Source organism: Streptomyces sp. NPDC006140 (assembly GCF_040628815.1).
Taxonomy (GTDB): domain Bacteria; phylum Actinomycetota; class Actinomycetes; order Streptomycetales; family Streptomycetaceae; genus Streptomyces.
The window spans coordinates 1096330-1117799 of the sequence record NZ_JBEXTS010000001.1 but is presented as its reverse complement, the minus strand read 5'-3'; the positions used below and the strand labels follow the sequence as shown (position 1 = coordinate 1117799).

Sequence of the window (21470 nt, the reverse complement as noted above, 5' to 3'; positions counted from 1 at the left end):
CGGGGGGTGTCCGCCCGCAGCGGTTGGCGCGTCAACGAACGGTTAGTCGGTTCGCAAGTCGATCGCGCCGTTCCGAGGACGGACACCCCCCGACACGGCCCCGACCCACCACCCGGCGTCAGGCGAAGACGCACACCCCCACACAGCCGCACAGGCCGCCGCAGGCGTTCCCACGTCACCGATGCCCGTGCGCATGCCTCCACCGCACGACCCCGACAGCCACCACGGCCCCCGCCGCCCCGGCCATCAGCACCGGCTTCGGATGCCGCATCCCGGCCTGCACCACAGTCCGCACCGGCCGAGGCCCCACATGCGCGGCCCGATCCTGCACGGAGTGCCCCGCCTGCGCCGCACTGCTGCGCAACTGCACCGTCATCGCCCCGGCCTTGTCCCGAAGGTCGGCGGCCCGCGCCAGCGCACGCCCCTTCACATCGGCCTTCCCGGCCAACTCCTCCACGGTGTTCCCGAGTTCACCCCGCGTCCGCTCGATCTGACGCCGCAGCTCATCGGGCCCCTTCGCGCCACCCGTCGGCTCCGTCATCGATGCGCCCTTTCCTTGATCTCCTCGACGTCCGCCTTCACGCTGCCGATCGCCTGCTCGGGCGTCGGCGGCGCGGCCCGCCGCAGCTGCCCCCGCCCCATCGCGGCCAGCACCGCCGCGATCAGGAACAGCACCCCCGTCACGATCAGCGCCGCGGCCCACACGGGCAGTACCAGCGAGAGGGCGGCGACACCCGTACCGGCCAGCGCGAGCAGCCCGGCGTACGCGACAGCGCCCGCCGCACCGAGCAGCCCACCGCCACGCCCTGCCCGCCGCCCCTTCTCGGCCAGCTCCTCCTTGGCGAGAGCCACTTCCTGCCGTACGAGCCGGGAGAGCTGCTCCGCGGCCTGTCCGACGAGCTCACCCACGGAGTGGTGCTCGTCGTGCACGGCCCGATGTTCCATGGTCCCGGTCACGGTGTTCCGCCTCCTCTCGAAGTAGGAAACCCCGAGTACCCGGACACCCCCCGACTACCCACACGGCCAGGCCCCACCGCTCCTACCCCCGGGAGGCACCCCCACTCCCCCGCTCCCGAAGCCGAGCCAGCTGCACCTGAAACCAGTCGAGCCGCGCCTGCAACAACGCGGCCTCGGCGACAAGTTCAGGCACCCCCATCCCCTCCGCCGCCTCCACCCCCATCACTCCGCCCGGCCTCGTCGCTCCGCCCGGCCCCACCCGCACCCTGCCACCACCGGCCACGACCCGCACCCCGTCCCCCGCCAGCCGCACGAACCCGGCCGGCGACAGGGAAGCCCGCCCCCGCAGGCACCCCCGGCAGCAGGGCGCGAGCGCCCGCCACCCGACTCGCCCCCACCCGGCGTCGACCAGCGCACTCGCCCCGGCGCCGCAGGCACAGGGCCCCACTGTCACGACCCGCACCCGCTGCCGCGCATAGCGGAACCCACGCTCGAAGCGGATGTAGGCCCCGAGGACGGAGACCTCCAGCAGGACGGCGGCCCGATGGTCGTCCGCGCACAGCAGCGCCTCCGCCGCGGCCCGGTCGTGCACGCAGTGGAAGCCGCAGTCGCAGCGGCGGTGCGGCACCCGGTGCCGCAGCCCGTACACGCAGGACGCGTCGGCCACCACGCCGTACGGCAGCGCGCCACCCAGCGACACGCCGGTGAACCCGGCCCGGGTGCCGTCCTGGGACAGCACCGGGTGGGCGATCTTGTATCCGGTCGGCGGCTCCGTCGGACGCTCCGCCGGAAGCCGCAGCCTCATCGGACGACCGGAACCTCTTCGGACGCGGTCTCCTCGACGTCCCGGAGGTCAGGGAGGTCAGCGAGGGCAGGGAGCTCGATCCCCTCGTCCCGGACCTGGTCCTGCGGCTGCTCCTCCGCGACCCCGATGGCCAGTGCCTTGCCGAGCTTCATGACGCCTCCCATGACATCCCGTCCGCGACCGTCCTGGCCATGGTGACTCATCCCGCCCCCGCTGGGAAGAACACCCACTCCTGAAGCAACCCTTAAACATATCCTGAAGAAAAATTAAGTAGAGCTACGCAATCACGCTGCCGACACTACTCGCATGACAACATCACCCCCCGCCAGCGCCCCTCATCACCCCGCCCGCACAGCCCACAGCGCCCGCACCCCCCACTTCGGTCGCACGCTGTGCGCCATGGTCACCCCGTTCTCCCGCTCCGGCGCCCTGGACCTGGACGGCGCCCAGCGCCTCGCCGCCCACCTGGTCGCGAACGGCTGCGACGGCCTCGTCCTCTCCGGCACGACGGGTGAGTCCCCGACCACCACCGACGCCGAGAAGTCCGCCCTGATCGCGGCGGTCCGCGAGGCCGTGGCGGACCGGGCCTCGATCGTCGCGGGCGTCGGCACCCCCGACACCCGCCACACCGCCGAACTGGCCCGGGAGGCCGAGAAGGCGGGCGCGGACGGCCTGCTGGTGGTGGCGCCGTACTACAGCAGGCCCCCGCAGGACGCGATCGAGGCCCACTTCCGCGAGATCGCCGATGCCACCGGACTCCCGCTCATGCTCTACGACATCCCGGCCCGCACCGGCACCCGCATCGAACCGGAGACGCTCCTCCGCCTCGCCGGCCACCCCGGGATCGTCGCGGTCAAGGACTGCTCCAACGACTTCCTTGCCGCCCAGAAGGTCCTGGCCCGCACGGACCTGGCGTACTACGCGGGCTGCGATGAGCACAATCTCGCGCTGTACGCCGTGGGCGGCGCCGGTTACGTCAGCACGGTCGCGAACGTGATCCCGAACCACCTGCGAGCCGTACTCGACGCGTTCGACGCGGGCGACACGGCAGAGGCCGCCCGCCTCCAGCAGCGGGCCACTCCCCTCATCGAGGCGATCATGTCGGCAGGCCTGCCGGGCACCGTCACCACCAAGGCGCTCCTCACCGCACTGGACCTGCCCGCGGGCCCGGTCCGCGCGCCCCTGCGGCCCGCCGGCCGCGCCACGGCCGACGGGCTGCTCTCGCTGCACGGGGACCTGCTCAACAGGTGATCACCGCTCGGCGAACACCGGCTCCCACCGCCCCTTGGTGTTGTCCTCGGGCGACCGGAATCCACTGAGCGGAGTCGTCTTCTCGCCGCCGATGGTCACCAGCACCAGCCGCTGGTGGTACTCGTTGCCATCGGGCCCGATGTCCCAGGCGACGAGCGAGTTCCCGTCCGCCCAGGCGAGCAGCTGCTGCCCGCGCACCTCGCGCTGCTTGCCGGTGCGCGCGTCGAGGACGAAGGAGGACGTCTTCCACTTCTGCCCCGCGAACGGACCGGCGACGAGCTGCCCGTCCGGCGACACCCTCGCCTCGACGGACCAGTCCAGGTACCGGTCCGGCACGGGCCCGGGGACTTCCTTGCCGGTGAAGTCGTAGAACGTCTCACCGGGTTCGGTGGTCATCCCGGACCAGACGAGACGGCCGTCGCGGGTGAACGCGAAGTCCTGGCGGGAGTTGATGGACCCGTCGGGGTTGTGCGCGCCCCCGCCGACCCTCACCCCGGCCCAGGAACTGCTTCCGGAGGCCACGTCGATGACGTGGAACCCGGTCCGGGACGACTCCGTGAACGGGGGGTCCCATCCCTCGGAACCCTCGATCTTCACCAGCCGGTCGGGATTCTCGCTGTACGTCGTCGCGACGAGCTTCCTGCCGTCGGACGAGAACTCCACACCCGCCACCGGCCGGTCGACCGGGATCCACCGCTTGACCTGGCCGCTCGCCAGATCGAGCAGCCCGATGCGCGGCACGGGCAGGTCCCGCTCCAGGACCGCGGCGGTCGTCATCCCGGGGGCGACGGCGACGTACGACCAGCGGTCGTCCTTCGCGTACTTCTTCGTCCTCGGGTTCAGCAGCCAGTACGTACGTTCCGAGACGGCACGGTCGGCGGACTGCTCGACGGTCGCCCTGGTGAAGTACGCGGCCAGCGCGACCCGCCCGGCCGCGATCATGTCGCGCGGCGGCGACTGGTCCGGGTGAGCGGTGATGCCGCTCTGCTCCACCCCGCCCGAGGGACGGACGTCCTCCTTGCCGGAGTCCAACACGGGCACGGCCACGGCCACGGCGACCACGGCGGCGGCCGCCGCGGCGACGGTCGCGAACCGCCGGCTGCGACGGCGCCGGCGCACGGCCAGCACGCGGTCGGCGAAGCCGGGCGGCGCGGGCTGTTGCCCGGCGGCCTGGTCGCGCAGCGCGTCACGCACGAGTTCGTCGACGTTCACTGACGGACCTCCACGGGCGAGTAGTCACGGGACGACGGCTGCTCGGCGGCGGCCGGCCCCAGGGCGGCCAGCTCGGGCGCGAGGGCACGCAGCCGGGCGAGGGAGCGGTGGGTGGCGGACCGGACGGTGCCGACGGAGCAGCCCAGGATGCGGGCCACCTCGCCCTCGGGCAGGTCCTCGAAGTAGCGCAGCACCAGCACGGTGCGCTGCCGCGCGGTCAGCCGGGCCAGCGCGCCGCGCATGACCAGACGCAGCTCGGCGGCGCCGGAGGCGTCCGGATCGGTACCGGTCTCCGGCGGTTCGGCGACGCTCAGCTCGCGCCGCGGCCACTTCAGCCGCCAGCGGCTGACCTGCTGCCGGTAGAGGACCTGCCGGACGTAGGCCTCGGGTTCGTCGATGCGGTGCCAGCGGCCCGCCGCCTTGATCAGCGCGTTCTGCAGCAGGTCCTCGCCCGCGTGCCGGTCGCCGCCGCTCAGCAGGACCGCCGTCTTCAGCAGCGCGGACGACCTGTTCGCCACGAACTCCCGGAAGCTCTCCTGCGCTTCGGCATCCATCGTCACCTTCGCTCTCCCCCGGGGCGGGCCCGGTGCCCGCTCCCCGTACTCCTTGTGACGCGCGCGAGGTCCTCCCGCTATGCCACCTGCCAGGAACAAAAACGGGACGGCCCGTATCGCAGGCGCCTGCGATACGGGCCGTCCCCTCGACGTGCCCTCCGGCGGCTCAGTTCCAGGCGTACCCGTCACCGAACAGCAGCGTGTGCTCCAGCACGTCCTCCATCGGGTCGTCGACCTGGCCCGTGTTGATCAGGCCGATTCGGGGGCCGTTGTGCGAGTTCTTGTTGGTCTCGTCGGCGTGCGCGGCCCCTGCCGGCAGCCAGTACACCGCCAGCACCGCGACCGCCCCCACCAGACAGCGCGCCACGGCCCGCCCCCGCTCGTTCCTCATGCCCCGGTCCTCGTTTCGTCGGTTCGGCGAATGATCGGACACTGCGTCCACCCGTTCATCTGCCAAGCCCACCACGAGGTCACGCCCGGTCATCCGTACGGGATCGTCAGTTGTGACTGTGCAGGATCTCGTTCAGCCCGCCCCACACCGCGTTGTTCGGCCGGGCCTCGACCGTGCCGGTGACCGAGTTGCGGCGGAAGAGGATGTTGGAGGCGCCGGACAGCTCGCGGGCCTTGACGATCTGGCCGTCGGGCATGGTGACGCGGGTGCCGGCGGTGATGTACAGGCCGGCCTCGACGACGCACTCGTCGCCGAGCGCGATGCCGACGCCCGCCTCGGCGCCGACCAGGCACCGCTCGCCGATGGAGATGATCACGTTGCCGCCGCCGGACAGCGTGCCCATGGTCGACGCGCCGCCGCCGATGTCGGAGCCGTCGCCGACCACGACACCCGCCGAGATACGGCCCTCGACCATCGACGTGCCGAGCGTGCCGGCGTTGAAGTTGACGAAGCCCTCGTGCATGACGGTGGTGCCCTCGGCGAGATGGGCGCCGAGGCGGACCCGGTCGGCGTCGGCGATGCGGACGCCCTTGGGGGCCACGTAGTCGGTCATGCGCGGGAACTTGTCGACGGAGGTCACCTGGAGGTGCAGGCCCTCGGCGCGCGCGTTGAGCCGGACCTTCTCCAGGTCGTCGACGGCGACCGGGCCGAGCGAGGTCCAGGCGACGTTGGCGAGGAAACCGAAGATGCCGTCCAGGCTCTGGCCGTGCGGCTTGACCAGGCGGTGGGAGAGCAGGTGCAGACGCAGGTAGGTGTCGTGCGCGTCGATCGGCTTCTCGTCGAGCGAGGCGATGACCGTGCGGACCGCGACCACCTCGACGCCCCGGCGGGCGTCCGGGCCGATCGCCGCGGTCGCGCCACCGCCGAGCAGCTCCGCGGCACGCTCGGCGGACAGCCGCTCGGTGCCGGACGGGCCGGGCTCTTCGACGAGCTCGGGCGCGGGGAACCAGGTGTCGAGGACGGTGCCGTCGGCGGCGATCGTGGCGAGGCCGGCGGCCACGGCGCCGGTGGTGCGAGGAGCAGTCGTGTCGGTCATGAGGGCAACCTAACCGGCGGACGGCGGTCGATGCGAACCGGTGCGGGGCCGTCTCACGGGACGGGCGGTATCCACCCCTCGAAGACGCCCCTCAGCAGCACGGACACCGCCGCCACGACGCCCGCGGCGGCGACCCCACACCCCAGAGACATCACCACCACCGGCATCACGCACCCGCATCACCACCACCGCCCCCGTCGCCCCCATCGCCCCCCGTCACCGTCTCCCCTCCCCCGCGCCCCCGCCAGCACCCGCGAGCACCCGCCCCAACACCTCCCGCGCGTACGCCTCGTCATACGGCACCCCCGTCAGCAGCACCTGCAGGCAGATCCCGTCGACGACCGCCACCAGCGCCCGCGCGGTGACGGGATCCGTCCGCCGGGACAGCTGCTCGGCGACGTCCTCGGCCCACTCGGCGGCGACGGGCCGCAGGGCGGGCCGGCGCAGGGCGGCCAGGTACAGCTCGTACTCCAGCTCCACCCCCGTGCGGTCGCCGGAGAGCCACTGCCCGATCCACCCGGCGAGTTCGGCGGCCAGGTCGGTCCGGGGGTCGTCCAGGCCACCGCACGAGGCGATCACCTTGGCGAAGCCCTCGTTGGTCTGCCGCAGCGCGGCGACCAGCAGCTCGTCGAGGGTCTTGAAGTGGTACGTCGTGGAGCCGAGCGGCACGTCGGCCTCGGCGGCGGCGGTGCGGTGGCTCAGCCCCGCGATCCCCTTCGAGCCGACGACCCGGATCGCCGCGTCGATGATCCGCTGCCGCCGCTCGGGGTCGTGGCGCCGGGGCATCAGTGGGCACCGCCCAGGTTCAGCACCACGACGCCGACGATGATCAGCCCGATCCCGGCGGCCTTGGCGACGGTCATCCCCTCGCCCAGGAAGACGATGCCGATCGTGGCGATGGCGGCCGTGCCGACCCCGGCCCAGATGGCGTAGGCCGTGCCGACGGAGACGGTCTTCAGCGTCTGCGCGAGCAGCCCGAAGGAGAGGAGGTAGCCCAGGAGCGTGAGGAGCGAGGGCCCGAGCCTGCTGAACCCGTCGCTGTACTTCATGGCGGTGGTCGCGCCCACTTCGGCGGCGATGGCGCCGGCCAGCAGCAGATAACCCATGTGTACGAGCGTACACATCATTTGTACGGCCGTACATAACGAGGCCCCGGATACCGAAGAGAAACCGCTCTCACCAAACGAGCCACACCAGTCCCACGTGTCCACTACGGTGTCCACCCGATCACACACCGGGCCCCCACAACCGCGCCGCCGTCAAGGGTGCCCCGCCGGAGGAACAGCGCATGTCAGAAGAGAAGTCCCGGCCGCCTCAGGACCGACCCTGGGAGAGCGGCTGGGCCCCGGACACCACCCGGGCACCGGGAACGCGACGGCTGTGGCTGGCGGGGGCCCTCGCCCTGGCCACGGTCACCGCGTGCGTCACGGCCATCACCGTGATGAACCGGGAGTCCGCCGAGCCGACCCCCCAGGCGGCGGAGCCGACCACCCTCAGCAGTTCGGCCCCGGGCGGCCTGATCTCGTTCGCGACGCCCTCCGAGGGCGGCTCCGCGAAGCCCGGCGCGGGCCGCGCCCACCCGTCCCCCACTCCGGCGAGCAGCGCTCCCAGCGCCTCTCCGAGTCCGGAGCCCCGTACCACGGCCCCCGAGCCGCCGAAGGCGTCCACCGCTCCGTCGAAGCGCCCGAAGCCCCCGTCCTCCCCCGGCATATCCATACGCGCGGTCAACTTCCCCGACCGCTACTGGCGGGTGCGCGACGGCTATGTGCGCCTCGACCAGATCGGCTCGGGTTCCGAGCAGCGCGAGGACGCCACCTTCCGGCGCGTCGCCGGCCTCTCCGACTCCTCCTGCTACTCCTTCACCACCGCGGACGGCCGCTACCTGCGCCACCGCAGTTTCGTCCTGGTCGCGAACCGGGACGACGGCTCGTCCCTGTTCCGCAAGGACGCCACGTTCTGCCCCCGCGTCTGGTCCCCGTCGGGAACGCTCTCGCTGGAGTCGGTCAACTACCCGGGACGCTTCCTGCGGCACCGCGACTTCCAGGTCCGGCTGGACCCCTACGAGCACAGTCACCAGTACCACTCGGACGCGTCGTTCCAGCTCGTGCCCGGGCTGGGCTGAGCATGCGTGAGGGCGGCACCCCGGGAAGGGTGCCGCCCTCACGTGCGTCAGCGGGATCTCAGACGTTGAACCCGAGCGCCCGCAGCTGCTCCCGGCCATCGTCCGTGATCTTGTCCGGGCCCCACGGCGGCATCCAGACCCAGTTGATGCGCAGCTCGTTCACCAGGCCGTCCGTGGCGGACTTGGCCTGGTCCTCGATGACGTCCGTCAGCGGGCAGGCCGCCGACGTCAGGGTCATGTCGACGGTCGCGATGTTCGCGTCGTCGATGTGGATGCCGTAGATCAGGCCCAGGTTGACGACGTCGATGCCCAGCTCGGGGTCGACGACGTCCATCAGGGCCTCACGGAGTTCCTCCTCCGAGGCCGGCTTCATCTCCACGGTCTCGCTCATGCCGTCGTCTCCTTCTCGGCGTCGGCTCCGCCCAGCACCTGGGCCGTCGCGTCCTTCCAGGCCATCCAGCTCAGCAGGGCGCACTTCACCCGGGCCGGGTACTTGGACACCCCGGCGAACGCGACCGCGTCCTCCAGGATGTCCTCCATCGCGTCGTCGGGCTCGAGCTTCCCCTTGGACTGCATCAGCTCCAGGAAGCTCTCCTGGATCTTCCGCGCGTCCGCGAGGTCCTTGCCGACGAGGAGGTCGTTCAGTACGGACGCGCTCGCCTGGCTGATCGAACAGCCCTGGCCCTCGTACGAGACGTCCTCGATCCTCGTGCCGTCGTACTTCACACGCAACGTGATCTCGTCGCCGCACGTCGGGTTGACGTGGTGCACCTCGGCGTCGCCATCCCGAAGACCACGCCCGTGCGGGTTCTTGTAGTGGTCCAGGATGACTTCCTGGTACATGGAGTCCAGCTTCACGGTCTCAGCTCACGCCCTTCAGCCGAAGAAGTTCCGAACGTGCTCCAGGCCGTCGACCAGCGCGTCGATCTCGGCCGGCGTGGAGTACAGATAGAACGACGCTCGCGTGGTCGCAGGAATTCCGTACCTCAGGCAGACCGGCCGGGCGCAGTGGTGGCCGACCCGGACCGCGATGCCCTGCTCGTCGAGGACCTGGCCCACGTCGTGCGGGTGGATGTCCCCGAGGGTGAAGGAGATCGCCGCGCCGCGCTCCTCGGCCGTGGTCGGGCCGATGATGCGCAGGTCGGGGACCTCCAGCAGCCGCTTGACGGCGTACTCGGTGAGCGCGTGCTCGTGGGCGAGGATCTTGTCCATGCCGATCGAGTTGAGGTAGTCGATCGCCGCGCCGAGACCGACCGCCTGGGCGACCGGCGGGGTGCCCGCCTCGAACTTGTGCGGGGCGGGAGCGTACGTCGACGAGTGCATCGACACCGTCTCGATCATCTCGCCGCCGCCGAGGAACGGGGGCAAGTCCTCCAGCAGCTCCTGGCGGCCCCAGAGCACGCCGATGCCGGTCGGGCCGCACATCTTGTGGCCGGTGAAGGCCACGAAGTCGGCCTGCAGGGCCTGCACGTCCAGCGGCATGTGCGGGGCGGCCTGGGAGGCGTCGACGCAGACCAGGGCGCCGACCTCCTGGGCGCGGCGCACGATCGCCTCGACGGGGTTCTGGGTGCCGAGGATGTTGGAGACCAGCACGAAGGAGACGATCTTCGTCTTCTCGGTGATGACCTCGTCGATGTTCGACAGGTCCAGGCGGCCGTCGTCGGTGAGGCCGAACCACTTCAGCTTCGCGCCCGTGCGCTGCGCGAGCAGCTGCCACGGCACGATGTTGGAGTGGTGCTCCATCTCCGTGACGACGATCTCGGTCTCGGAGTCCACGCGGTAGGGCTCGTCGGCCCAGCCCAGCATGTTCGCCACGAGGTTGAGCGACTCGGAGGCGTTCTTGGTGAAGATCACCTCGTCGCGGCTCGGCGCGTTGATGAACGCGGCGACCTTGTCGCGCGCGCCCTCGTACAGCGCCGTGGCCTCCTCGGCGAGCACATGCACACCGCGGTGGACGTTGGCGTTGTAGCGCTCGTAGTACTCACTGAGGGCGTCCAGCACCTGGCGCGGCTTCTGGCTGGTCGCCGCGTTGTCCAGGTACACGAGCTTCCGGCCGTCGTGGACCTGGCGGTCCAGGATCGGGAAGTCCTTGCGGATCGCCTCGGTGTCGAGAAGGCCCGGCAACTGTGTCACTCGGATGCGCCACCCTTCGTGTAGGCCTCGTAGCCCTCTTCCTCCAGCTTGTCGGCGAGCTCGGCGCCGCCGGACTCGACGATCCGGCCGCCGGAGAAGACGTGCACGTGGTCGGGCTTGATGTAGCGGAGGATGCGCGTGTAGTGCGTGATCAGCAGGGTGCCGACCTCGCCCGTCTCGCGGACGCGGTTCACGCCCTCCGACACGACGCGCAGGGCGTCGACGTCCAGGCCGGAGTCGGTCTCGTCGAGGATCGCCATCTTCGGCTTGAGCAGCTCCAGCTGGAGGATCTCGTGGCGCTTCTTCTCACCGCCGGAGAAGCCCTCGTTGACGTTGCGCTCGGCGAAGGCGGGGTCCATGTTGAGGCGCTCCATGGCCTCCTTGACCTCCTTCACCCAGGTGCGCAGCTTGGGGGCCTCGCCGCGGATGGCGGTGGCGGAGGTGCGCAGGAAGTTGGAGACGGAGACGCCGGGGACCTCGACCGGGTACTGCATGGCGAGGAAGAGGCCGGCGCGGGCGCGCTCGTCGACGGACATCTCCAGGACGTCCTCGCCGTCGAGGGTGACGGTGCCGCCGGTGATCGTGTACTTGGGGTGACCCGCGAGGGAGTAGGCGAGGGTCGACTTGCCCGAGCCGTTGGGGCCCATGATGGCGTGCGTCTCGCCCTGCTTCACGGTGAGGTCGACGCCCTTGAGGATCTCCTTCGTGGCGTTGTCGGCCTCGACGGTGACGTGCAGGTCTCGGATTTCAAGCGTTGCCATGGGTGCCTCAGGACTCCTGGGTGAGGGAGACGAGCACGTCGTCCCCTTCGATCTTTACGGGGTATACGGGGACGGGGCACGTCGCCGGAAGGGCGTCGGGCTTGCCGGAACGGAGGTCGAAGCGCGAGCCGTGCAGCCAGCACTCGATGTGGCAGTCGTCGACCTCGCCCTCCGACAGGGAGACGTTCGCGTGCGAGCAGATGTCGTGGATCGCGAACACCTCGCCCTCGGTCTGCACGATGGACACGGGCGTGCCGTCGAGTTCCACCCGCTTCGGGGTGTCGTCCTCCAGCTCGCCCAGTCCGCAGGCGCGTACGAAGGTCATGCGACCGCCGCCTCCAGCTCCTCCTCGATCTTGGCGATCAGGCGCTCCTCGATGTCGGGGAGGCCGATCTGCTGGACCAGCTCGGCGAAGAAGCCACGGACCACCAGGCGGCGCGCCTCGTACTCCGGGATGCCGCGGGCCATGAGGTAGAAGAGCTGCTCGTCGTCGAAGCGGCCGGTCGCCGAGGCGTGGCCGGCGCCGACGATCTCGCCGGTCTCGATCTCGAGGTTCGGTACGGAGTCCACGCGCGCCCCGTCCGTGAGGACCAGGTTGCGGTTCATCTCGTACGTGTCGGTGCCCTCGGCCTTGGCCTCGATGAGCACGTCGCCGATCCACACGGCGTGCGCGTCGTCGCCCTGGAGGGCGCCCTTGTAGACGACGTTCGACTTGCAGTGCGGGACGTTGTGGTCGACGAGGAGGCGGTGCTCCTGGTGCTGGCCCTGGTCGGTGAAGTAGAGGCCGAACAGCTCGGCCTCGCCGCCGGGGCCGGCGTACCGCACCCGCGGGTGCAGCCGGACGACGTCGCCGCCGAAGGTGACGACGACGGACTTGAAGGAGGCGTCGCGGCCGACGAGCGCGTTGTGCTGGGCGACGTGGACGGCCTTCTCGTCCCAGTCCTGGACGGAGACGACGGTCAGCTTGGCGCCGTCGCCCAGGATGTAGTCGACGTTGGCCGCGAGCACCGCGTCGCCGGTGTGGTCGATGACCACGACGGCCTCGGCGAAGGCGCCCAGCTCGATCACCTGGTGGCCGAAGGCCGTGCCGCCCTCGCCGTGCACCGCGATACGGATGGGCTCGGTGAGGACGGTCTCCTTCGGGACGGTCACGACCGAGGCCTTCTCGAAGGCCGAGTAGGCCTGGGCGGCGACCCGGTCCACCGGGGTGCCCGCCTTGCCGAGCCGCGCGTCGTCGCGTCCGACGGCCTCGACGGTGACGCCCTCGGGGGCCTGGACGTCGACCTTCACGCCGTTTCCGTTGGCGACGGCGGTGCCGTCGTGCAGACCGCGCAGGCGCTCCAGCGGGGTGAACCGCCACTCCTCCTCACGGCCGTGCGGGACGGGGAAGTCCGCCACGTCGAAGGAGGGGGGCGCGCTCATGCGCGTGGCGACGGTCGACTCCGCGGCGACCGCGATCGAGCCCGCGGTCGTCGACCCCACGGGGATGTTCTGGGCCTCAGCCATGGCTGTCGTAGTGCTCTCTTTCCGTTACGTAAGGGCTTGATGGACGGACGGCGGCGGGATCAACCGACCGCGCCCTCCATCTGCAGCTCGATCAGCCGGTTGAGCTCCAGCGCGTACTCCATGGGGAGCTCCTTGGCGATGGGCTCGACGAAGCCGCGCACGATCATCGCCATGGCCTCGTCCTCGCTCAGGCCGCGGCTCATCAGGTAGAAGAGCTGGTCCTCGGAGACCTTGGAGACGGTCGCCTCGTGGCCCATGGACACGTCGTCCTCGCGGACGTCCACGTAGGGGTAGGTGTCCGAGCGGGAGATCGTGTCGACGAGCAGCGCGTCGCAGAGCACGTTCGACTTGGAGCCCGGGGCGCCCTCGCCGATCTCGATCAGACCGCGGTAGGAGGTGCGGCCGCCGCCGCGCGCCACCGACTTGGAGACGATGTTCGAGGAGGTGTTCGGGGCCATGTGGACCATCTTGGCGCCCGCGTCCTGGTGCTGGCCCTCGCCGGCGAAGGCGATGGACAGGGTCTCGCCCTTGGCGTGCTCGCCCATCAGGTAGACGGCCGGGTACTTCATCGTCACCTTGGAGCCGATGTTGCCGTCGATCCACTCCATGGTCGCGCCCTCGTAGGCCACGGCGCGCTTGGTGACCAGGTTGTAGACGTTGTTCGACCAGTTCTGGATGGTCGTGTAGCGGCAGCGGGCGTTCTTCTTGACGATGATCTCGACGACCGCGGAGTGCAGCGAGTCCGACTTGTAGATCGGGGCGGTGCAGCCCTCGACGTAGTGCACGTACGCACCCTCGTCGACGATGATCAGGGTGCGCTCGAACTGGCCCATGTTCTCCGTGTTGATGCGGAAGTAGGCCTGGAGCGGGATCTCCACGTGGACGCCCGGCGGCACGTAGATGAAGGAGCCGCCCGACCACACGGCGGTGTTCAGCGCGGCGAACTTGTTGTCACCGGCGGGGATGACCGTGCCGAAGTACTCCTTGAAGAGCTCCGGGTGCTCCTTCAGCGCGGTGTCCGTGTCGAGGAAGATGACGCCCTGCTCCTCCAGGTCCTCGCGGATCTGGTGGTAGACGACCTCCGACTCGTACTGCGCGGCGACACCGGCGACGAGGCGCTGCTTCTCCGCCTCGGGGATGCCGAGCTTGTCGTAGGTGTTCTTGATGTCCTCGGGCAGGTCCTCCCAGGACTCCGCCTGCTTCTCCGTGGAGCGCACGAAGTACTTGATGTTGTCGAAGTCGATGCCGGAGAGGTCCGAGCCCCAGTTCGGCATGGGCTTCTTCTCGAACAGGCGCAGGCCCTTGAGACGGAGCTTGGTCATCCACTCCGGCTCGCTCTTCTTGGAGGAGATGTCCCGGACGACGTCCTCGCCCAGGCCGCGACGCGCCGACGCACCGGCATCGTCCCGGTCGGCCCAGCCGTATTCGTACTTGCCCAGGCCCTCGAGCTCAGGGTGGGCAGTCTCCGTGGGGAGAGTCATGCGGGGTTCCTCCCGGCCGTGCTTGCAGATGCGTTGTGGGAAATCTTGGGGATGAACGTCGTGCAGACGCCGTCGCCGTGCGCGATGGTGGCGAGCCGCTGTACGTGCGTACCGAGCAGCTCCGCGAAAAATTCCGTCTCCGCCTCGCACAGCTGCGGGAACTGCTCGGCGACGTGGGCGACCGGGCAGTGGTGCTGGCAGAGCTGCTCACCCTTCTGGGGGTGGGGCGCGCTGCGCGCCGTAGCAGCGTACCCGTCCGCGCTCAGGGCCTTGGCCAGCGCTTCCGTCCGCTTCTCGGGCGGAGCGGCCTCGACCGCCGAGCGGTAGGCGCCCGCCTGGGCGGCGATCCGCGCGCGGGCGAAGGCGGCGATCGCCTCGCTGCCGCCCTCGCGGTCGGCGATCCAGCGCAGGGCGTCGGCCGCGAGCTTGTCGTACGACTGGTCGAAGGCGTCCCGGCCGCAGTCGGTCAGGGCGAACACCTTGGCGGGCCGGCCGCGGGTGCGCGCGCCGTAGACCCGCTGCTCGCGGGCTTCCACGACACCGTCGCCCGCGAGGGCGTCGAGGTGCCTGCGTACGGCCGCCTGGGTGAGGCCGAGCCGCTCGGCGAGCTCCGCGACGGTCGAGGGGCCGTGGTCCAGGATGGATCGCGCGACCCGGTTGCGCGTCGAGCGCTCCCCGGTCGCGAACTCCTCCTGCGGGGCCCCCGTGGGGGTCTCCCGAGCCTCGCCGACGTTTTTCACAACGCCATTGTTGCGTAATTCCTCCGGGGCGGGCAAGCCGCGTCCGGCCCGCCCTACGGTGCCCTGCGTCACTTAGGCATACCTAAACTGACCTGCGGAAATGATCTCTGATCGATCAAACCGGTGGCATGCCACAGCCACTTCCGGGACACTCCCGAACCATGCCCACACCCCCTCCGACCGGCCCTCTTGTCACCCAGGACACCCTGCGCGCACAGCTGCGCGAGCTGGGTGTGCGGCCCGGCGAGACCCTCCTCGTGCACTCCTCGCTCAGCTCCCTCGGCTGGGTCAACGGCGGCGCCGTCGCGGTCGTGCGGGGACTGCTCGACGCGCTCGGCCCGGAGGGCACGCTGGTGGTCCCCACCCAGACCGGCAAGCTCTCCGACCCCGCCCTGTGGAGCAAGCCGCCGGTACCCCCCGAGTGGTGGACGGCCATCCGCGCCACGATGCCCGCCTACGACCCGAGGATCACGCCCGCGAGCGGGGTCGGCGTCGTTCCGGAGACCGTGCGCACCTGGCCCGGCGCGCTGCGCAGCGCGCATCCCCAGACCTCGTTCGCGGCGATCGGGCCCCGCGCGGCGGAGGTGACCGAGGGGCACGCGACCGACTGCCGGCTCGGCGAGCACAGCCCGCTGGCGACCCTGGAGGCGATGGGCGCCCGGGTCCTGCTGCTCGGCGCGGGCTACGCCACCTGCACCAGCTTCCACCTCGCCGAGTACCGGATCCCGTCCCCGCGCGTCGCCGTGGGCCGGCCCGGGCCGAAGGGCTGGGAGACGGTGATCGAGGTGTCGATCAGCTCGGACCGCTTCGACGAGCTGGGCTACGACTTCGAACGGGACCGTCCCGTCGTCCGCGGCAAGGTCGGGGCGGCCGAGGCGCGGCTGTTCCCGGTGGCGGACGCGGTGGCCTACGCCGAGCGGTGGCTGGCGGTGCACCGGCCGCGCGAGGAGGAGTAGCCGCACCCCCCGGACCGGGACCCCACGCGCGTACCTAGACTCTGGACCCATGCGAAGTGAGCCCGTGGTCCAGGTCCAGGCCCTGGTGAAGCGGTACGGCACGAAGACCGCGGTGGACGGGCTCGACCTGGTGGCCCGCCAGGGCGTGACCGCCGTGCTCGGCCCGAACGGGGCGGGCAAGACGACCACGGTCGAGACCTGCGAGGGGTACCGGAAGCCGGACTCCGGCACGGTGCGCGTCCTGGGCCTCGACCCGGTCCGGGACTCCGCTGACCTGCGGCCCCGCATCGGCGTGATGCTCCAGTCCGGCGGCGTCTACTCGGGCTCCCGCGCCGACGAGATGCTCCGCCACGTGGCCAGGCTGCACGCCCATCCCCTGGACGTGGACGCGCTCATCGAGCGCCTCGGACTCGGCTCCTGCGGCCGTACGACGTACCGGCGGCTGTCGGGCGGGCAGCAGCAGCGGCTCGCCCTCGCCATGGCCGTGGTCGGCCGCCCGGAGCTGGTCTTCCTGGACGAGCCGACCGCCGGGCTCGACCCGCAGGCCCGCCGCGCCACCTGGGACCTGGTCCGGGACCTGCGCGCCGACGGCGTCTCCGTGATCCTCACCACGCACTACATGGACGAGGCCGAGCAACTCGCCGACGACGTGGCGATCATCGACGCCGGCCGGGTCATCGCCCAGGGCTCCCCGGAGGAGCTGTGCCGGGGCGGCGCCGAGAACACCCTCCGCTTCACCGGCCGGCCCGGCCTGGACGTGGGCTCGCTGCTCAAGGCCCTGCCCGCCGACTGCTCCGCCGCCGAACTGACACCGGGCTCCTACCGGGTCACCGGCAAGGTCGACCCGCAGCTGCTCGCCACGGTCACCTCCTGGTGCGCCCAGCACGGCGTGATGCCGGAGAAGATCTCGGTCGAGCGGCACACCCTGGAGGACGTCTTCTTGGAGCTCACCGGCAAGGAGCTGCGCTCATGACCGCCACCGGCACGGGGATGTACACGCCGAAGCCCGGCGCGGCCCCCCTCCCCCGCATGATCGCGGCCCAGGCCGCACTCGAGACGAAGATGCTGCTGCGCAACGGCGAGCAGCTGCTGCTCACCGTCGTCATCCCGACGCTGCTGCTGGTGCTCTTCAGCACCGTGGACATCGTCGACACGGGCTCCGGGAAGGCGGTCGACTTCCTCGCCCCGGGCATCCTCGCGCTGGCGGTGATGTCGACGGCGTTCACCGGCCAGGCGATCGCGACCGGCTTCGAGCGCCGCTACGGCGTGCTGAAGCGGCTCGCCTCCTCGCCCCTGCCGCGCTGGGGCCTGATGACGGCGAAGACGCTGTCGGTGCTGGTCACCGAGGTGCTCCAGGTGGTCCTGCTGACGGTGATCGCCTTCGCGCTCGGCTGGTCGCCCCAGGGCAACCCGCTCGCCGTGCTGCTGCTCCTGGTCCTCGGTACGGCGGCCTTCTCGGGCCTCGGGCTTCTGATGGCCGGGACCCTGAAGGCCGAGGCGACGCTGGCCGCCGCCAACCTGGTGTTCCTGCTGCTGCTCGTCGGCGGCGGGGTCGTCGTCCCGCTCGACAAGTTCCCGGCCGGAGCGCAGGACGTGCTCGGCCTGCTGCCCATCGCCGCGCTGTCGGACGGTCTGCGGGACGTCCTCCAGCACGGGGCCGGGATGCCCTGGGGCGACCTGGGGATCCTCGCGGTCTGGGCGGTCGCGGGGCTGGCGGCGGCCGGGAAGTTCTTCCGCTGGGAGTAGGCAAGGTGTCCTGTGACCGACCCTCGTGAAAGCGTGCACAAGCGGCCGCCTACGATGGGACGCGTGCCGAAAGTGACCCCCGCCGACGCCAGGGCGGCCCTGCGCAACCCGCTCGCCTTCATCGCCGAGCGCTGGACCCCACAACCCCGTACGGTCCAGCGCGCGGCCCTCTCCGCGATCCTGATGTCGGTGCTCATCGTGGTCACCGGCGGTGCCGTACGGCTGACCGGCTCGGGCCTGGGCTGCCCGACCTGGCCCAAGTGCACCGACGACTCGCTCACCGCCACCAGCGCGATGGGCTTCCACGGCGCCATCGAGTTCGGCAACCGCATGCTGACGTACGTGCTGTGCGCCGCCGTCGGCTGGGCGATCATCGCCGCGCGCTCGCAGAAGCCGTACCGGCGCGGTCTGACCCGGCTGGGCTGGGCGCAGTTCTGGATCGTGATGAGCAACGCGGTGCTCGGCGGCATCGTGGTGCTGGTCGGTCTCAACCCGTACACGGTCGCGGCGCACTTCGTGGCGACGTCCGCGCTCATCGCGGTGGCCACGGTGATGTGGCAGCGCACCCGTGAGGGCGACGCGCCGCCGCGCCCGCTGGTCGGCAAGGCCGTGCAGCAGCTGGTGTGGTTCCTGGTGGCGGCGGCCGTGCTGCTCATCCTGGTGGGCACGGTGGTCACCGGCGCGGGTCCGCACGCGGGCGACTCCAGCGAGGTCGAGCGGATGCCGGTCGACTGGGAGACGGTGAGCAAGCTGCACGCCGTGCTCGCGTGGATCGTGGTGACGCTGACGTTCGCCCTGTGGTTCGTCCTCAAGGCGGTCGACGCGCCCAAGGGCCCGCTGCACCGCACCCGCGAGCTGTTCCTGATCCTGCTCGCGCAGGGCGTCATCGGTTACGTCCAGTACTTCACCGACCTGCCCGAGGTCCTGGTCGGCCTGCACATGCTGGGCTCGGCCGTGATGTGGATCTGGGTCCTGCGGGTGGTGCTGTCGCTGCGGGAGCGCCCGGAGGTCATGGCCGACGTGCCCGGCCCCTCGACCGAGGCGACTCTGAGCAAGGCCTAGCCGAGTCCGTAGACCCGCCGCGCGTTCCCCGACGCCAGCATCCCCGCCACCCGCTGCGCGTCGGTCAGTGACCAGGCGCCCTCGGCGACCCAGGTGCCGAGCACCCTGCCGAGGGCCTCGCGGAAGAGGCGGGCGCCCACCACGTGCAGTTCGGGCAGGCCCTGCGCCCCGGTGGAGAAGAGGATCTTGCCGAAGGGGGCCAGCTCCAGGATCTCCGCGAGGACCGTCGCGGCGCGGGCGCCGGTGCGGACCAGGGCGGCGCCGGAGTCGACGTAGACGTGCGGGAAGACGCCGGCGAGATGGGCGGCGTGCCGGTGGTACGGATAGCCGTGCAGCAGGACCAGATCCGTGCCGAGCCCGGCCGTGGCCCGTACGAAGTCCGTCAGCAGCACCGGGTCCGTACGGTCGATGCGCAGGCCCGGCGCGCCGAGCCCCGCGTGCAGTTGGAGCGGCCGGCCCGAGGCGACCGCGCTCCACAGCAGGTGCCGCAGCAGCACGGGGTCGCTCAGCTCCCCGCCGACCCCGCGCCCGGCGAGCCAGCGGCCGACGGCACCGCGCACCTCCCCCGGCCCGGGCGGCTCGGGCGCGAGCGCGAGGCCGTGCCGTACGCCGGCCACGGAGGTGAACGCGACGGCGTGCGCGGCGGCGGCGTGCACCGACTCGGCGAGGTTGGCGAGGAAGGACTCGACGGTTCCGGAGGTGTCCGCGACCTGCTCGGCGAGCAGTTCCAGGCGGACGATCTCGTGGGCCTCGGCCGACCCGGCGGTGGCCAGCTCCCCGGGGCCGGTCAGATCCCCGGGCAGGCCGGTGTCGACCAGGTAGGTCGTGATGCCGCTGCCGCGCAGGAGACGGCGGCCGGACTCCAGGACGCCCAGTTCGCGGCGGCGGGCGAGGTAGCGGGCGGGCGGGCAGTGCGGTTCGAGACCGAGCAGGGGCGGGCACCAGCGCCGCACGGCGAAGCCGGTCTGGGTGTCGAAGAGGGTGGTGCCGGCGGCGGGTGGGCCCTCGGTGCGGGAGAGGTGGGCCTCGAAGGTGCCGAGGCCCAGCTCCGTGCGGAGTACTCCGTGGCAGTACTGGTCCACCAGTGACGGCGTTTCGATCATCCGGGCCTCCCGGTGTGGACCCTGTTGTTCCTGTGGGTCCTAACGGGTGAACCGGGTTCAGGTCGCGGTTCCGGGGTGGGGTGCCCGTGTTGTTCGGCGGGTGCGGGGCGGTTGTGGCTGGTCGCGCAGTTCCCCGCGCCCCCGGAAAGTCAGTCGTTCTTGGGGCCGCCTACTTGGATGCCCGCCATGCGCGACCACTCGTAGCGGCCCGTCTTGACCTTCGCGGCGAATTCACCGTCGAAGGACTCGTGGCGGGTGATGCCCGACTTCTCCAGCGCCTTCTCGGCGATCTGGAAGGACGGGGCGACCAGGTCGCCCCAGTTGCCGTCCTCGCCGACCAGGACGATGCGGGCGCCGCGCTCGCCGAGGTAGGCGACCTGGCCCTCGGCGCCGCCGTGGGCCTTGGAGAACGAGGTGATCTGCTGGGCCAGCCGGGCCGCCTTGCGCTCGGCCTTCGGGTCTGCCTGCTGCGTCTCTGCCATGACCAGGATGCTACTCACGGGTAGATCCACTCGCGAGGGCAGGGCGGTGTGACGTACGTCCGTCGCCTCAGCGCAGGAACGGGTCGACCGCGACCGCCACGAACAGCAGCGACACGTAGGTGATCGACCAGTGGAACAGGCGCATCTCCTTCAGCTTGGCGCCCGTCACCTCCGCCTTCGCGCGGTTCTGCAGGCCGTGCGCCTCCCAGAGCCAGAAGCCGCCCGCCAGCAGGGCGACCGAGGTGTAGAACCAGCCGGTGTAGCCGAGCGGGGTCAGCAGCAGCGAGACGGCGACCATGACCCAGCTGTAGATCACGATCTGCTTGGCGACGACCTTGTTGGAGGCGACCACCGGCAGCATCGGCACGCCCACGCGCGCGTAGTCCTCCTTGACCTTCATGGACAGCGGCCAGTAGTGCGGCGGCGTCCAGAAGAACATGACGAGGAAGAGGATGATCGGCGCCCACGACATGGAGTTCGTGACCGAGGACCAGCCGATCAGCACGGGCAGGCAGCCGGCGATGCCGCCCCACACGATGTTCTGCGAGGTACGGCGCTTGAGGATCATCGTGTAGACGACCACGTAGAAGAGGAGCGCGCCGAGGGAGAGCCAGGCGCTCAGCCAGTTCACGGTGAGGCCGAAGAGCAGGGTGGAGGTGATCGCCAGGGTGATGCCGAAGGCGAGGCACTCGCGCGGGCTGACCATGCCGGTGACCAGCGGGCGCTGCGAGGTGCGGTCCATCAGCGCGTCGATGTCGCGGTCGATGTACATGTTGAGCGCGTTGGCGCCGCCCGCGGACATGTAACCGCCGACGCAGGTCAGCAGCACCAGCGTCAGGTCGGGCACGCCCTGCTGCGCCAGGAACATCACCGGGACGGTGGTGATCAGGAGCAGCTCGATGATCCGCGGCTTGGTGAGAGCCACGAACGCCTTGACACGGGCCCCGAACGGCCGGTGGGCCGGGCTCTGGTCCGTCCCGAGCATCCCCGCTGGACGGGATTCAACGGCCGTCACGCACACCCCTACAGAGACATCCCAGCGAGCCTCAGCCGTGTGAAGTCCCGGTAAAGGCTCGCGCGTACCACGCCACTTTAGACGTTGCCCAGAGCCG

Annotated in this window: 27 protein-coding genes; 6 read left to right on the top strand and 21 right to left on the bottom strand. The window is 71.0% G+C overall.

The features are described 5' to 3' along the window. Positions 1–175: 175 nt before the first annotated feature. From ABZ386_RS05165 to ABZ386_RS05150, 4 genes are all read right to left on the bottom strand, one after another. A complete protein-coding gene (locus ABZ386_RS05165) occupies positions 176–541 on the bottom strand; it encodes a DUF3618 domain-containing protein (RefSeq protein WP_351349351.1) in 366 nt (121 codons plus the stop codon). Then, positions 538–957, bottom strand: a complete 420-nt coding sequence (locus ABZ386_RS05160; RefSeq protein ID WP_351349353.1) for a phage holin family protein — start codon at positions 955–957, stop codon at positions 538–540. Before ABZ386_RS05160 ends, ABZ386_RS05165 begins: the two co-directional genes overlap by 4 nt. 82 nt (positions 958–1039) lie before the next feature. Then, positions 1040–1762 carry a hypothetical protein gene (locus ABZ386_RS05155; RefSeq protein WP_358963650.1) on the bottom strand — a complete coding sequence of 241 codons (723 nt, stop codon included), beginning with the start codon at positions 1760–1762 and terminating at the stop codon, positions 1040–1042. Beyond that, complete coding sequence (locus ABZ386_RS05150) at positions 1759–1914, bottom strand: hypothetical protein (RefSeq protein WP_351349359.1); 156 nt, start codon at positions 1912–1914, stop codon at positions 1759–1761. Before ABZ386_RS05150 ends, ABZ386_RS05155 begins: the two co-directional genes overlap by 4 nt. 154 nt (positions 1915–2068) lie before the next feature. Here ABZ386_RS05150 and dapA point away from each other — a divergent pair, with 154 nt between their 5' ends. Next, on the top strand, positions 2069–3013 hold the full coding sequence (gene dapA / locus ABZ386_RS05145; RefSeq protein ID WP_355727265.1) for a 4-hydroxy-tetrahydrodipicolinate synthase: 945 nt from the start codon (positions 2069–2071) through the stop codon (positions 3011–3013). Here dapA and ABZ386_RS05140 read toward each other — a convergent pair whose 3' ends face one another. The 6 genes from ABZ386_RS05140 to ABZ386_RS05115 all read right to left on the bottom strand — a co-directional run bounded on the left by ABZ386_RS05140 (position 3014) and on the right by ABZ386_RS05115 (position 7372). Next, positions 3014–4225, bottom strand: a complete 1212-nt coding sequence (locus tag ABZ386_RS05140; RefSeq protein WP_351349365.1) for a WD40 repeat domain-containing protein — start codon at positions 4223–4225, stop codon at positions 3014–3016. Beyond that, a complete protein-coding gene (locus ABZ386_RS05135) occupies positions 4222–4779 on the bottom strand; it encodes a SigE family RNA polymerase sigma factor (RefSeq protein WP_356619244.1) in 558 nt (185 codons plus the stop codon). The genes ABZ386_RS05140 and ABZ386_RS05135 overlap by 4 nt, the downstream gene beginning before the upstream one ends. Positions 4780–4945: 166 nt before the next feature. Then, entirely contained in the window at positions 4946–5170 is a 225-nt protein-coding gene (locus ABZ386_RS05130) for a hypothetical protein (RefSeq protein ID WP_114251346.1), read from the bottom strand. Positions 5171–5276: 106 nt separating this feature from the next. Further along, on the bottom strand, positions 5277–6266 hold the full coding sequence (gene dapD / locus ABZ386_RS05125; protein WP_351349226.1) for a 2,3,4,5-tetrahydropyridine-2,6-dicarboxylate N-succinyltransferase: 990 nt from the start codon (positions 6264–6266) through the stop codon (positions 5277–5279). Between the two features lie 216 nt (positions 6267–6482). Further along, entirely contained in the window at positions 6483–7052 is a 570-nt protein-coding gene (locus tag ABZ386_RS05120) for a TetR family transcriptional regulator (RefSeq protein WP_356619223.1), read from the bottom strand. Further along, positions 7052–7372 carry a multidrug efflux SMR transporter gene (locus ABZ386_RS05115; protein WP_114251359.1) on the bottom strand — a complete coding sequence of 107 codons (321 nt, stop codon included), beginning with the start codon at positions 7370–7372 and terminating at the stop codon, positions 7052–7054. The genes ABZ386_RS05120 and ABZ386_RS05115 overlap by 1 nt, the downstream gene beginning before the upstream one ends. A gap of 182 nt (positions 7373–7554) precedes the next feature. Here ABZ386_RS05115 and ABZ386_RS05110 point away from each other — a divergent pair, with 182 nt between their 5' ends. Then, positions 7555–8388, top strand: coding sequence for an AbfB domain-containing protein (locus ABZ386_RS05110; protein ID WP_351349233.1), 834 nt, complete (start codon positions 7555–7557; stop codon positions 8386–8388). 58 nt (positions 8389–8446) lie between these two features. Here ABZ386_RS05110 and ABZ386_RS05105 read toward each other — a convergent pair whose 3' ends face one another. From ABZ386_RS05105 to ABZ386_RS05070, 8 genes are read right to left on the bottom strand one after another with little or no spacing between them, the layout of a single operon-like run. After that, the gene (locus tag ABZ386_RS05105) at positions 8447–8779 is read right to left on the bottom strand and encodes a metal-sulfur cluster assembly factor (protein ID WP_031117370.1); all 333 of its coding nucleotides are present in this window, start codon (positions 8777–8779) and stop codon (positions 8447–8449) included. Then, a complete protein-coding gene (sufU, locus tag ABZ386_RS05100; protein WP_351349237.1) occupies positions 8776–9246 on the bottom strand; it encodes a Fe-S cluster assembly sulfur transfer protein SufU in 471 nt (156 codons plus the stop codon). The genes ABZ386_RS05105 and sufU overlap by 4 nt, the downstream gene beginning before the upstream one ends. Before the next feature lie 18 nt (positions 9247–9264). Next, entirely contained in the window at positions 9265–10521 is a 1257-nt protein-coding gene (locus ABZ386_RS05095; RefSeq protein WP_351349240.1) for a cysteine desulfurase, read from the bottom strand. Further along, a complete protein-coding gene (gene sufC, locus ABZ386_RS05090; RefSeq protein ID WP_114251363.1) occupies positions 10518–11282 on the bottom strand; it encodes a Fe-S cluster assembly ATPase SufC in 765 nt (254 codons plus the stop codon). Before sufC ends, ABZ386_RS05095 begins: the two co-directional genes overlap by 4 nt. A 7-nt stretch (positions 11283–11289) precedes the next feature. Next, entirely contained in the window at positions 11290–11607 is a 318-nt protein-coding gene (locus ABZ386_RS05085; protein WP_358963647.1) for a non-heme iron oxygenase ferredoxin subunit, read from the bottom strand. Further along, a complete protein-coding gene (gene sufD / locus ABZ386_RS05080) occupies positions 11604–12788 on the bottom strand; it encodes a Fe-S cluster assembly protein SufD (protein WP_358963644.1) in 1185 nt (394 codons plus the stop codon). The genes ABZ386_RS05085 and sufD overlap by 4 nt, the downstream gene beginning before the upstream one ends. A 59-nt stretch (positions 12789–12847) precedes the next feature. After that, a complete protein-coding gene (gene sufB, locus ABZ386_RS05075; protein WP_031117376.1) occupies positions 12848–14269 on the bottom strand; it encodes a Fe-S cluster assembly protein SufB in 1422 nt (473 codons plus the stop codon). Beyond that, positions 14266–15009, bottom strand: coding sequence for an ArsR family transcriptional regulator (locus ABZ386_RS05070; RefSeq protein ID WP_356504099.1), 744 nt, complete (start codon positions 15007–15009; stop codon positions 14266–14268). The genes sufB and ABZ386_RS05070 overlap by 4 nt, the downstream gene beginning before the upstream one ends. 161 nt (positions 15010–15170) lie before the next feature. Between ABZ386_RS05070 and ABZ386_RS05065 the strand changes: the two genes are divergently transcribed. Genes ABZ386_RS05065 through ABZ386_RS05050 form a run of 4 tightly spaced genes read left to right on the top strand, consistent with a single transcriptional unit; the run spans position 15171 to position 18773 of the window. Beyond that, positions 15171–15965: an AAC(3) family N-acetyltransferase gene (locus tag ABZ386_RS05065; protein WP_358963641.1), complete on the top strand. Its 795-nt coding sequence runs from the start codon at positions 15171–15173 to the stop codon at positions 15963–15965. Positions 15966–16014: 49 nt separating this feature from the next. Beyond that, a complete protein-coding gene (locus ABZ386_RS05060; RefSeq protein WP_351349257.1) occupies positions 16015–16938 on the top strand; it encodes an ABC transporter ATP-binding protein in 924 nt (307 codons plus the stop codon). Beyond that, on the top strand, positions 16935–17711 hold the full coding sequence (locus ABZ386_RS05055; protein ID WP_351349260.1) for an ABC transporter permease: 777 nt from the start codon (positions 16935–16937) through the stop codon (positions 17709–17711). Before ABZ386_RS05060 ends, ABZ386_RS05055 begins: the two co-directional genes overlap by 4 nt. Before the next feature lie 54 nt (positions 17712–17765). Then, complete coding sequence (locus tag ABZ386_RS05050) at positions 17766–18773, top strand: COX15/CtaA family protein (protein WP_351349263.1); 1008 nt, start codon at positions 17766–17768, stop codon at positions 18771–18773. Here the strand turns inward: ABZ386_RS05050 and ABZ386_RS05045 are convergent. The 3 genes from ABZ386_RS05045 to ABZ386_RS05035 all read right to left on the bottom strand — a co-directional run bounded on the left by ABZ386_RS05045 (position 18770) and on the right by ABZ386_RS05035 (position 21343). Further along, entirely contained in the window at positions 18770–19876 is a 1107-nt protein-coding gene (locus tag ABZ386_RS05045) for an amidohydrolase family protein (protein WP_351349266.1), read from the bottom strand. The genes ABZ386_RS05050 and ABZ386_RS05045 overlap by 4 nt on opposite strands. 149 nt (positions 19877–20025) lie before the next feature. Beyond that, entirely contained in the window at positions 20026–20358 is a 333-nt protein-coding gene (locus tag ABZ386_RS05040; protein WP_355717118.1) for a hypothetical protein, read from the bottom strand. A gap of 67 nt (positions 20359–20425) precedes the next feature. Further along, positions 20426–21343: a heme o synthase gene (locus tag ABZ386_RS05035; protein ID WP_020273976.1), complete on the bottom strand. Its 918-nt coding sequence runs from the start codon at positions 21341–21343 to the stop codon at positions 20426–20428. Positions 21344–21470: the final 127 nt, after the last annotated feature.